Below are 7,945 nucleotides of genomic sequence, written 5' to 3' on the forward strand. Positions count from 1 at the left end.
GCCGCGGCGGCGACGGGCGCAGGGGCGGCCGCCGCGACGGGGGCCGCGGCATAGGTCACGGGGGCGGCGGTCAGCGTCTTGGCGACGCGGATCTTCAGACCCTCGTGTTCGATCTCGATCTCGCTGAGCCCGGTGTCGGTCAGGATATCGGCCAGTTTGCGCACCAGGCGCGCGTCGAACGTATCGGCGGTGGCCTTGGGACTGCTAGCCATGGAAAGACCCTTATCTCTTTTAGGTGTGGGGGCTTAGGCGGAAAGCTTCGCCGCGGCCTCGACAGCCAGTTCATAGCTCGCCGCGCCGAAACCGGAGACCACTCCGGTCGCCGCCAGCGAGACATAGGTGTGATGACGGAACGCCTCGCGCGCCGCCGGGTTTGACAGGTGACATTCGATGATCGGGATTTCGAGCATCTTCAGCGCATCGAGCAGCGCCACCGAGGTATGGCCATAGCCTGCCGGATTGATGACCACGGCGCAGGCGTGCTCACGCGCTTCCTGCACCCAGTCGATCAACTGGCCCTCATGGTTGGATTGCCGGAAGACGATCGTACGGTTGAGGGCCCCGGCCCGCCGTTCGCAAAGCTCGCGCACGTCGTCCAGGGTCGCTTTTCCGTAAATCTCCGGCTCCCGGGTCCCCAGAAGGTTGAGGTTGGGCCCGTTCAGCACATAGATCGGTTTCGACATTCGGCTCCGCCGTCGATTCCGCCGTCTTGTAACGGTCGGCGGCGGGGGTCACAAGCATCCCGAGGATTCACCTGCGCATTCGAGGTCCGTCATGACCCTCACCATCAACGGCGAGACCCGTGATTTCACCGGGTTTTCGCATCTGGCGGCCCTGGTCGAGGCCCTGGGGCTGGATCCGCGCAAGGTGGCGGTGGAACGCAATCTGGAGATCGTGCCGCGATCGGCCTATCACGCGACTCCCATCGCCGACGGCGACCGGATCGAGATTGTTCACTTCATCGGAGGCGGCTGACATGGACGGCGCGCAAACCCCCGCGGGCGCAGCTTTGGCCGAGGACACCTGGACCGTGGCCGGCCGCACCTTCCGCTCCCGGCTGATCGTCGGCACCGGCAAGTACAAGGACTACGCTCAGAACGCCGCCGCCGCCGAGGCGGCGGGGGCGGAGATCGTCACCGTGGCCCTGCGGCGGGTGAACCTGTCCGATCCCAGCCAGCCCATGCTGGTCGATTATGTGAAGCCGGACCGCTTCACCTTCCTGCCCAACACCGCCGGCTGCTTCACCGGCGAGGAGGCGGTGCGCACCCTGCGTCTGGCCCGCGAGGCCGGCGGCTGGGACCTCGTCAAGCTCGAGGTGCTGTCCGACACCAAGCACCTCTTGCCCGACATGGAGGAGACGCTTCGCGCGCTCAAGCTGCTGATCTCCGAGGGCTTCCAGGTTATGGTCTACTGCACCGACGATCCGGTCTACGCCAAGAAGCTCGAGGACGCCGGCGCCGCGGCGATCATGCCGGCGGCGGCTCCCATCGGGTCGGGCCGCGGCATCCAGAACGCGCTGAACCTTGGGCTCATCATCGAACAGACCAAGGTGCCGGTGCTGGTCGACGCCGGGGTCGGCACGGCATCTGACGCCGTCATCGCCATGGAGCTGGGTTGCGAGGCCGTCCTGATGAACACCGCCATCGCCGGGGCCCAGGATCCGATCCGCATGGCCACCGCCATGAAACATGCGGTCATCGCCGGTCGTGAGGCGTTTTTGGCAGGACGTATGCCAAAACGTATGTATGCTGATCCGTCCTCACCCCTATCCGGTCTGATCTGATGAGCCTCTCCGTCGACGTCTTCTGGTCGTTTCGCAGTCCCTATTCCTATCTGGTGACCTCGAAGCTCAGGGCGTTGCAGGAGGACTTCGACGTCACGGTGAACATGCGGCCGGTCTATCCGCTGGCCGTGCGCTCGGAAGGCTTCTTCACCAAGGCCGACCCGTTGTTCATCCCCTATCTGATGCGCGACATCCGCCGCCTGGCCGAGTTCCACGGCCTGCCGCTGCAATGGCCGCGCCCCGATCCGGTGGTGATCAATCGCGAGACCCTGAACGGGGCGCCGGAACAGCCGCACCTGGACCTCCTGATGCCGCTCGGCGTGGTGGCGGGCCACAAGCCTGAGGGCGTCGCCTTCTATGACGAGGTTAGCCGGCTGATCTGGTCGGGCGAGGACATGCCCTGGAACGAGGGCGACAAGCTTCAGCGCGCCATCGCCCGCGCGGGCCTCGACATGGCGACCCTACAGGCCGAGGCCGACGCGGCCGGCGACGCCATCGCCGCCGAGATCGAGGCGAACCAGGAGGCCCATCGCGCCTCCGGCCACTGGGGCGTGCCGACCATGGTGTTCGAGGGCGAGCCCTTCTTCGGCCAGGACCGCTTCGACCTCCTGGTCTGGCGGCTGAAGCAGCACGGGCTGACCGCGCGGGGATAGGCGCTTTTCCCCCTCCATTCCGCCACGGCAATAGCTCTAGACTGCTCCCATCAAGCGCACGCGAAGGCGCCAGGGAGAACCGCACATGGGCACGTCGAACGGCCGTCCGACCATCTTCATCACCGGCGCCGCCTCGGGCATGGGGCGCGAGACCGCGCTTCTGTTCCACAATCAGGGCTGGTTCGTCGGGGCCTATGACGTCAACAGCCAGGGGCTGGACACGCTGAAGCGGGACATCGGCCGCGAGAACTGCATCACCGGCGTGCTCAATGTCACCGACCGCGCCGCCTACAAGGCGGCCTTCGCCGGGTTCGCCGAGGCGACGGGCGGGCGGATGGACATCCTCTACAACAACGCCGGCATCGGCCGGGGCGGGCCCTTCGCCGACCAGTCCTTCGAGGACATCATGGCGGTGGTGAACGTCAATTTCGTCGGCGTGCTGATCGGCATCCACGAGGGCGTTGAGCTGCTGAAGGCGACGCCCAACTCCATGTGCTTCACCACCTCGTCCTCATCGGCGACCTATGGCATGGCCGGGATCGCGGTCTATTCGGCCACGAAGCACGCCGTGAAGGGGCTGACCGAGGCGCTGGCCGTCGAGTTCAAGGCCTATGGGATCCGGGTGGCCGACGTGCTGCCCGGCCTGATCGACACCCCGATCCTGCCGCCCGGCGCCGTTGAGGCCGCACCGAAGGACGGCATGTTCCGCGCCATCCCGCCGCGCGCCGTCGCCGAGGTGGTCTGGCAGGCCTATCACTCCGACAAGCTGCACTGGTACGTGCCGCCCGAGCTCATCGAGCTCGACAAGGCCGCGACCCTGACGCCGGAGGTGGTGCGCGATCAGTTCATCGCCAGCGGCCCCTTCGCCGGGATCGACGCGGCGACGAAGGGGTAGGGGCCAGGGGCGAGGCGCGCCGTCAGGCGCGCTCGGCCGCCAGGCGCTCGATGTCGGCCCGGGGCGACACCCCCAGGGCCGTGTAGAGCTCGTCGCGCTCCGGACCCAGCTTGGGCGGATAGGCCGCGGCGTTGGCGGACTTGCCGCGCGCCCAATAGCCCACGACCTTGGCGATGTTCCGCGGCCGGCGCAGCCAGGCCGAGGGATGCTCCAGCATGTGGAAGCTGCGCAGGGCCTCGCGCATCAGGCCGGGGTCCGAGCGGACCGCGATGTTCACACCGTCCTCCAGGAAGCTCTTCAGCACCTTGGCCCGCAGGTTTGGCCGGTAGCCGGGGGTCAGGGCATGGCGGGCGCGGCGGATGGCGGCGCGGTCCTGTTCCAGCATGTTGTCGTAATAGGGCCGGATCTCGGCCTGGATCTTGTCGTGGAACAGCAGGGCCCGGGCGACGGCATCGGCGGTCTCGTTCAAGGTGTCGCGCAGGGCATAGGCGCTGACGGCGGCGAAGGAGCAGCCGCGGCCATAGAGCGGATTGGTGCGCACCAGGCTGTCGCCGATGGCGAAGAAGCCGGTGGCGGCGGGCCGTCCGTCCTTCACCAGGTCGCGCCAGCGGCTGTGCAGGTCGCCCATGCCGAACACCCGGCTGACGCCCTCGCTGCGCTCCGGATCGATCCAGGGCTCCATGCCGGGGATCTGGCGGCACAGGGCGTCGAAGGTCGCCGGATCGACGATCGCCTTGCGCATCTCCATCTCGATCTCGGGCACGCAGATGGTGATCGAGAAGCAGCCGTTGTCGGCCGGGAACACCCCGAACTTCATGAAGCCCAGGTCGCCGCTGGCCGGCGACTTGCCGCGCGGCGGCTCCGCCTGACCGGGACGCAGCCGGTAGTGGCGCGTGAAATAGAGGATGCCGGCGGTCTCCGAGACCTCGCCCACAGCGGCGCCCAGGGCGGTCAGCTGTTCGCAGGCGTCGGAGGTGCGCCCCGCGGCGTCGACCACCAGGTCGGCGGTGAGGGTCTCGCCGCTCTCCAGCACCACGCCGGTGACCTTCAGGGGACGGTTCGGTTCCGTCTCGACGGCCAGCGACTTGACGAAGGTCTCCGAGCGGATGGTGACGTGGGGCAGGCGCTCCACATAGCGGCGGATGATCAGCTCCAGCGTCGTGCGGCGGCTGGTCAGCACCACCATGTCCGCGTCGACCGGCTGGGCCACATAGCGGGGCTTGTGCAGGTCGGTCAGCATCTCCGCGAAGGTGATCTCGCGGCAGCCGGCGGCCAGCAGGTCGTCCAGCAGTGGGCGGTGTTCGTCGCGGATCACCGAGCGCAGGCGCGCCAGGAAGGCGTGGCTGTGCCGCAGATGGCCGACGCCGCGTCGGGCCCAGTCGGCGAAGGCCTGGTCGGGATCGCCGGCGGGCGGCGCAGGATCGCGCTCCAGAATCACCAGCTCGCGACCGCTGGGCGCGAGCGCGAGGGCCGCGAACAGCCCGGCCATGCCTGAGCCGATCACCAGGACCTTTTCGGTCATAACTACTCCCGGAACGTTGTTTTCCGGCAGCCTATGCGTGTCGGCGGGGGCTTGAAAAGGCCGACCTTAGGTAAGGCCGTACTATATTTTCTAACCAGCGGACTTGGCGGCCGCGGCCTTTGCACCCGTGATGGCGGCCTGCACCGCGGCCATGTCCGCCCCCGGCACCATGTGGTCGCCGATGATGAAGGCGGGCGTGCCCTCGATGTTCAGGGCCTTGGCCAGATCGCGCACGTCGGCCAGCTGCTTGGCGATGGCCGGCGCCTCGCCGGCGGCGCGGGCGGCGGCGGGGTTCATGCCCAGCTCGCTGAGGTGGCGGTCGAAGGACTCCTCGTCGAGCTTGTCCTGGCCCATGAGGGCGGCGTAGAGCGCCAGACCCTTGGCCTTGCCGGCCGGGGTCAGGGCCACCTTGGCGGCGGTGTCGGACAGTTCGCCGAAGATCGGGAACTCCTTGAAGACGAAGCGGACATCCGGATTGGCCTTGATGATCCGCAGCACCTCGGGCGCCGAGGCGCGGCAATAGCCGCAGCGATAGTCGAAGAACTCCACCACCGTGATCTTGCCGCCGGGATTGGCCACGAAGTCGCGCGGGTCGGCCTCCAGCTGCTTGCGATGGGCGGCGAGGGCGGCCTTCACATTGTCATTGGCCGCGGCCTGCTTCTTGGCGTTCAGGGCGACGATGGCCTCCTCGATCACCTCGGGATGTTCGAGCAGATAGCCGCGGACCTTCTCGCCGAAGGCCGCATCGGCGGACTTCTGGCAGCCGGTGAGGGCGAGGACGGCGCAGAGCGCGACGGCGGCGACGCGGAGGGGAGTTTTCATGGGGCCTGGGCTTAGAGGAAGCGGCGGGGTTTGCGAAGGGCCGGGCCCTTACATCCGGTCGTCCTTGTCGAGCCCCTTATAGGTGTCCTTGTCGGGGTTCGAGGTGCGGGCGATGTCGGTGGCGCGGCGCCACTCCGGGGAATGCTTGTCGAGCATGTCGCGGGCGCGCATGGCGAAGATCAGGGCCTGACGCTTGTCGCCGATGCGGTCGTTGTATTCGGCGGTGGCGTAGCGGGCGAGGCCGTCCTTGCCCTGGGTCGCATAGGCTTCGGCCAATAGCCGCCAGGCGACAGCGTTGTCGCCGTCCTGGTCGAGCGACTTCTTCAGCTCCTGCACGCCTTCCTCGATCTTGGCCTTGTCGGGCAGGGCGATGAGGGTCTGGCCGAGATTGACCCGCAGAAGCGGGGCGTCGGGCTTCAGAGCGACGGACTTGCGCTGGGGCGCCTCGGCCTCGGGGGCGCGGGCGAATTCGAACAGGATCTGGCCCTTCAGCTCCCAGAGGTAGGGATTGTTGGGCTGGTCGGCGAGCATGGTCTCCAGCCGCTTCAGCGCCTTGTCCGGCTCGCGCAGCTGGTAGTAGGCGATCGCGCAGGCGTACTGGGTCGGATAGTCCTGATCCTTGTCGCCGCACTTGGCCATGGCGATGGTCGGATTGATGAAGCCCTGCAGCTTGGCCTTCATGATGGCGTGCTTGGCCATGGCCTCGGGCGTGTCGACCTGGGCGTAGTGCGGCAGCTTCTCGACCCGGGCGCGCAGGGCCTCGATCCGGTCTGACGACAGGGGGTGGCTGCGGAAATAGGGGAACCGCCGGGCCTCCTGGAAGACCTCCTGGTAGCGGAAATTGTCGAAGAACTCGACGAGGCCGCGGCCCGACAGGCCGGCCTTCTCCAGATAGGTGGCGCCCGCCTGGTCGGCGCGGCTTTCCTGTTCGCGGCTGTAGCCCAGGGCGCCCAGGGTGCCGAAGTAGCCGGCGTTGCCGGCCAGCACCGCGCCGGCCTCGGCGTTGCCCGCCAATGCGGCCAGCACGCCCAGGCCCATGGTCAGGAGGAAGGGCTTGAGGCCCGCATGGGACATGTCGTCGGAGCGGGCGGAGTGGCCGCCGGCCAAGTGCCCGATCTCGTGGGCCATGACGCCCTGCAGCTGGTTGGGCGACTTCGATTCCAGGATCAGGCCGGTATAGACGGCCATGGTCCCCGGCGCGGCGAAGGCCTGCAGGTCCGAGCTGCCGATCAGCAGGATGTGGACTGACTTGGCGTCCAGCCCGGCCGCGTCGAACAGCGGCGCGGCGTCGTCGTGCAGAATGTCCTCAATCTCGGTGTCCCGGATCAGGGAGACATTGTCGTCCTGAGCGGCGGCGGGCGCCGGGCGGACGGTCAGGCTGACCGCCAGCGCCGCCGCCAGGGCCATACGCAGGGGCGTTCGGGTCGGGGAGACCATGCTTCTCAAGAACTCCTAAGCGCCGCTCCCCGACCCCAACCCTATAGCGTCAACCGCGACGCCACCAGCCTCTCTTGGGCGCCGCCGGCGGGGCGACGATCTCGGCCGGATCCGGCTCGCGCGGGGCGGGCGGGGCCGCCTCGACGACAGGTTCCGGCGCCGGGGCAGGGGCGACCTCGGCTTCGACCGGAGCTTCCTCGACGACGGCCTCGGCCATGGCTTCGGCGGCGGGCGCGGCCTTGGCGCGGCTGCGGCGGGCGCGGGCCGGCTTGGCCGGCGCCTCTTCCGCCTCGGCGACCGCGATGGGGTCCGGCTCGGACGGAGCGCCTTCGGCGACCTCGACCTCGGCGCGACCACCTCGGGGCCTCGGCGACCGCATCGACCTCAGCCGCGGCGGCGCGTCCGCCACGACCGCGACGGGCGCGGCCCTTCTTGGGCTTGTCCTCGATCGCCGGCAGTTCGACCCAGATGTCGTCGCCTTCCGTGGCCGGGGCGATCATCGGCGACACCGCCTGAGCGGTCTCGGCGGCGGCGGCGGCCGGCGCCGGGGCGGGCGCACGGTCATTGGCCGGCGGCGGAGCGCGGAAGTCTTCCGCCGGATCGTGCCAGACGAACGGATCGTCGCCATAGGGCACCCAAGGGCGCGTCCAGGCGAAGACGTCGGCGGGACGGCTGTCGTCGCGCATCCGGCGACCGCCGCGGCGGCCGCGACGGCGACGGCGGCCGCCATGGCCATCGTCTTCCTCGTCGGCGCGCAGGGGTTCCGGCGCGCGTGGGGCGCGGGGCTCCTCGGCGGCGCGTGGTTCGTCCCCGCGGCGTCCGCGACGGCGGCG

9 protein-coding genes and 1 pseudogene are annotated in these 7,945 nt (G+C 69.0%); 4 read left to right on the plus strand and 6 right to left on the minus strand.

The features are described 5' to 3' along the window. Both MQH10_RS25865 and aroQ read right to left on the minus strand, forming a co-directional pair. Nucleotides 1-212: pseudogene (locus MQH10_RS25865) on the minus strand (acetyl-CoA carboxylase biotin carboxyl carrier protein); the annotation flags it as partial. A 33-nt stretch (nt 213-245) separates the two neighbouring features. Further along, complete coding sequence (gene aroQ / locus MQH10_RS25870; RefSeq protein ID WP_242566847.1) at nt 246-683, minus strand: type II 3-dehydroquinate dehydratase; 438 nt, start codon at nt 681-683, stop codon at nt 246-248. Nucleotides 684-774: 91 nt separating this feature from the next. Between aroQ and thiS the strand changes: the two genes are divergently transcribed. From thiS to MQH10_RS25890, 4 genes are all read left to right on the plus strand, one after another. Next, nucleotides 775-975 carry a sulfur carrier protein ThiS gene (gene thiS / locus MQH10_RS25875; protein WP_242566848.1) on the plus strand — a complete coding sequence of 67 codons (201 nt, stop codon included), beginning with the start codon at nt 775-777 and terminating at the stop codon, nt 973-975. A gap of 1 nt (nt 976) precedes the next feature. After that, nucleotides 977-1,783, plus strand: coding sequence for a thiazole synthase (locus MQH10_RS25880; protein ID WP_242566849.1), 807 nt, complete (start codon nt 977-979; stop codon nt 1,781-1,783). Next, nucleotides 1,783-2,436, plus strand: coding sequence for a 2-hydroxychromene-2-carboxylate isomerase (locus MQH10_RS25885; protein WP_242566850.1), 654 nt, complete (start codon nt 1,783-1,785; stop codon nt 2,434-2,436). The genes MQH10_RS25880 and MQH10_RS25885 overlap by 1 nt, the downstream gene beginning before the upstream one ends. A gap of 85 nt (nt 2,437-2,521) precedes the next feature. Next, nucleotides 2,522-3,331, plus strand: coding sequence for an SDR family oxidoreductase (locus MQH10_RS25890; protein WP_242566851.1), 810 nt, complete (start codon nt 2,522-2,524; stop codon nt 3,329-3,331). 22 nt (nt 3,332-3,353) lie between these two features. Here the strand turns inward: MQH10_RS25890 and MQH10_RS25895 are convergent, their stop codons facing one another. The 4 genes from MQH10_RS25895 to MQH10_RS25910 form a co-directional block, all read right to left on the minus strand. Next, complete coding sequence (locus MQH10_RS25895; protein WP_242566852.1) at nt 3,354-4,853, minus strand: FAD-binding protein; 1,500 nt, start codon at nt 4,851-4,853, stop codon at nt 3,354-3,356. 90 nt (nt 4,854-4,943) lie between these two features. Then, the gene (locus tag MQH10_RS25900) at nt 4,944-5,675 is read right to left on the minus strand and encodes a DsbA family protein (RefSeq protein ID WP_242566853.1); all 732 of its coding nucleotides are present in this window, start codon (nt 5,673-5,675) and stop codon (nt 4,944-4,946) included. Nucleotides 5,676-5,723: 48 nt separating this feature from the next. Next, nucleotides 5,724-7,112, minus strand: a complete 1,389-nt coding sequence (locus MQH10_RS25905) for a M48 family metalloprotease (protein ID WP_419720805.1) — start codon at nt 7,110-7,112, stop codon at nt 5,724-5,726. A 49-nt stretch (nt 7,113-7,161) separates the two neighbouring features. Further along, complete coding sequence (locus MQH10_RS25910; protein ID WP_242566854.1) at nt 7,162-7,491, minus strand: hypothetical protein; 330 nt, start codon at nt 7,489-7,491, stop codon at nt 7,162-7,164. Nucleotides 7,492-7,945: the final 454 nt, after the last annotated feature.

The sequence above is a fragment of the Phenylobacterium aquaticum genome, assembly GCF_022695515.1.
GTDB lineage: Bacteria > Pseudomonadota > Alphaproteobacteria > Caulobacterales > Caulobacteraceae > Phenylobacterium > Phenylobacterium aquaticum.